3 protein-coding genes are annotated in these 3,459 nt (G+C 40.8%); all 3 read right to left on the minus strand.

Annotated elements, in window-relative coordinates:
* Positions 1–2,149: 2,149 nt before the first annotated feature.
* The 3 genes from DSOL_RS25665 to lepB all read right to left on the minus strand — a co-directional run bounded on the left by DSOL_RS25665 (position 2,150) and on the right by lepB (position 3,408).
* Positions 2,150–2,359, minus strand: coding sequence for a hypothetical protein (locus DSOL_RS25665; RefSeq protein ID WP_075367536.1), 210 nt, complete (start codon positions 2,357–2,359; stop codon positions 2,150–2,152).
* A 60-nt stretch (positions 2,360–2,419) separates the two neighbouring features.
* Positions 2,420–2,647, minus strand: coding sequence for a Tn3 family transposase (locus DSOL_RS29890; RefSeq protein ID WP_075367537.1), 228 nt, complete (start codon positions 2,645–2,647; stop codon positions 2,420–2,422).
* A 215-nt stretch (positions 2,648–2,862) separates the two neighbouring features.
* Complete coding sequence (lepB, locus tag DSOL_RS25675; RefSeq protein WP_075367538.1) at positions 2,863–3,408, minus strand: signal peptidase I; 546 nt, start codon at positions 3,406–3,408, stop codon at positions 2,863–2,865.
* Positions 3,409–3,459 lie beyond the last annotated feature (51 nt).

Consider the following 3,459-nt stretch of genomic DNA (forward strand, 5'->3'; position numbering starts at 1 on the left):
GATTATGGTCATTCTCTTAATGCTTGGAATTTTTCTATCCCTTTGGGATTACTTCCCAGACGGCTATGCCCCCCCATTAAAACATGTCGGTTGCCTTACGAGTTTCAATGATCCCACTGTCGGGTATCCAATTCATCTCAAGCTTCCTCACCCCCAGCCCTGGACTTGACCACAAAAAGTAAAGCTTTACATCCCTCCATTTAGTCGAGTCGAATGCCAACCGGCAGTCCACGTACTGGATAACGGCATTTACTTCTAAATAGTCCTTCAGTGAAGGTGGTTGCAGCACTCGGAGGGATTCGTTCTCAACTTCAGATTTCTTCTTTGACTTTTCTCTCCATGGTGCATCAAACAGGTGACGACACCGTACTTCCCGGTCATTTCCTTTAACCGTTTGCTTGTGTTAGATTTTTCATCCCGGTCATTTGTAATATGACGGATCAAGCTGAATTGATCAATTATTACACGTCCTGGGGTTGAGTTTGTATATCATGCTCGATCTGAGCTACAGTCAATCCCTAGGCCCAGTCCTCCTGAGTCTTGATGATCAGAGGGGCTTTTTTTAGTGTATCTGTCGAAGAAGTCCCTCGGTTTTAAAAATGGGCAAAGAAATAAGCCCAGCAGATTTTTCTGCTGGGCCTATCTATCACAATAAATATCCATTACCTAAAATGGTTAAGATGTATTCAAGGAAAATCAACACATAAAGGGGCGTTTACTATGTAAACTAAGCTGAAATTCTTGATGGCTATTATCTTACTTATGATTTTTACATGGTACTATACTGGCTGGATAAGGGAAACCTTCCCGAACCCAACCACCGGATTCCTCATAAGGACAATTTCAGGACTGATTATAGGGGCTGTCATTGCATACATTAATTTTCGCAAGTTTCTTCTACATGTTGCCCTTGACAAGAACTTACCCCCTGATGTTGCAATTGTTAAATCTGGAACAAACAAGGAAACTAGATTTTCTATAAATCCTCATTTGACTAACGAGGCTGTTCAAACAGTGGTTGGTTATAATCATCTTAGAATCTTAACTCATAAAAACACCATAAGTTATAGGCAGGCGAAAGTCATAATCCTCATGCTGGGATTGATAACATTATTTTTATTCCTTTTTGGTATATCTTAGTCGTGATCGTATAAATTTCCTCTCTAGAATGGCCAAAAAAAGATAGGCACCGCAGTTTTACTACTGCTGTGCCTATTTTCATATTCCCACCTCACCTAAGACACCCAATCCACCAACACACAATTCAGGAAACCGCCGGGTTTGCCTAGACTGCTTTATTGGTAACGTCAGAGCGGTTGGACAAAGTGCCAAATTCGGCAAAGCAGCCTGACTTTAAACAGAATTTGATTTGCTTTTTGAACTGTTACAACGGCTAATCACCACAAAAGCGAGGTCAGCAGTAAGAAAGTGGAGTGGTCTGAGAATACCAGCAGCAGAGTTTGCATCTGTATTTTGGGAAACTGCTTGGAACCTTTCCGATAAACATGAATCAAATAGCAATTTCTTATTGTATGAAACTATCGAGTTATCGATAAACAGCGAACAATTGACGTTGCTAGAAAATTTGGTAAGAATAAGCAAAACAAATTTGAACTACAAGCAGTTTCTTTAGACAACCTCTCCCGTGAAGTGGCAGATATCAGGGTAGAAGTTGGCGAACAAGTTACTGATAGACTTCTTCATAGACCCAGTGTAGCAGATAGCAGTAATGCAAGATATCCCACTCACCAACATCCACCCGTATCCCAACGCTCCCATTTAACTCGCAAGCAATATATCAACAATCAATATGCCCCTGCCTAATCCTCAAAAAGGCAGGGGCATATATGAATTATCGGACACAAATTTAATAAAGGTAAATTATAACTTTCATTCAATTTCCTTAGCGTGGGTTTTGTCGGAATTGTTGGCGATACCCCTTGAGGAGATTGTCCTTAAAAAGATAGACTCTAAATATGAAATCGGTAAGTGTTCTAAGAATTGGTTGAAGGTGGTTAATTATAAATATTCAACGGTATCGATCGCACGTTATTCCCTTGCTCAATTATTTTGGCCCCGATGGTTTTCATAAGTCGTTCATTCCTACCATTATATTCATATGAATTTCGTTTTCAAGTGCAGGGTGCCGTTATTTGAGATCACACTTGGTTTTTAATACATGCCGCAACCGATATAAGGATCTGACCAATTCCTTAGCTTCCGTCATAGAATACGTAAGGATAACATCCTTTATTTTTAGGTTAGATGTTTCGGTCTGTTTTTCAAGGGTCCTAATCATCCTCGAAAAGTTTTTATAGTCGTTCTGCTCTCGTTTATTTTTATCCTCCAATTCGCTCATAAATATCCTCCTAGAGCTTTAATCTTCTACTGACGAAAGCCACGGCGCGGCGGAGGCGGTTTAGGCTTCGCCACGATTGAGGGCCTTCTGCACGCTCTGCCTTAACTCCACACTGCTATGAATTCGAGGATATAGGGTCCGACAGATATTCCCCAGTTCCCATAGGGCTTTCATGATTTTGTTCTGCCTAACATAACTGGGAAGTTGCGCACGATTTTGGCCTGTGTTACATCCTTCTGCGCCACGATGCCATGATGAGCTGGATGTCTGGCCATTCCTTTCAATCATCTCGTCGTTTGTTTGCGCGATGGTCTGATGAGGACCACTAAAGTGGTTCGGGGTGTCGCCAACATTTAATGAATGTTGGCGACGACACGCCTACTAGCTAAACTCATATTCATCAAAATGTGGCTGGTGTGTGGTAGTTTATTGAATATTTTAGGTTATAAATTTTCTATAAGAACAAATAAAAATGGTATCATGTCCTGTACCTAAGTTCCCACCTAACGGGCAAGAGGACCAAATTGATCTATTGGCCAATAGCGAACTAGACTCCGGCCAGTTATATTCTTAGTAGGTAAAAAACCCCACATCCTTGAGTCAGCGCTATTGTTACGATTATCCCCCATAACGAATACTGAATCTGCAGGAACAACGATCGGTCCGAAATCATCTTTTGATTTATCTACTACATACGGTTCATAAAGTGGGTTATTGTTTATATAGGTCGTGTGATTACGTATTTCAACTTTATCTCCGGCAATGCCAACAACCCGTTTAATAAAGTCCTCTGTAGCATGGGCTTTTGGTGGTGGATGGAAAACAATAATATCTCCAGCCCTGATATGGTCCAGATGTTTAAAGAAAAACTTATCCACAATGACACGGTCGTCAATCTGAATAGTTGGCACCATGGAAGGAGTGGGAATTTTGCGCGCTTCAACAACGTAGGTGCGCAAAATCCAAGATAGTGCGAAGGCAATAAGTACAATTTCGATCAGTTCCAACAAAAATTTTGATTTACTTTTCGGCGACTTGAAATCTTCCATAATTCACCTCTTTCTTTTTTTATATTAACACAGGCCTACGGAAATCCAAAG

The organism is Desulfosporosinus metallidurans (assembly GCF_001936615.1).
Lineage (GTDB): Bacteria > Bacillota > Desulfitobacteriia > Desulfitobacteriales > Desulfitobacteriaceae > Desulfosporosinus > Desulfosporosinus metallidurans.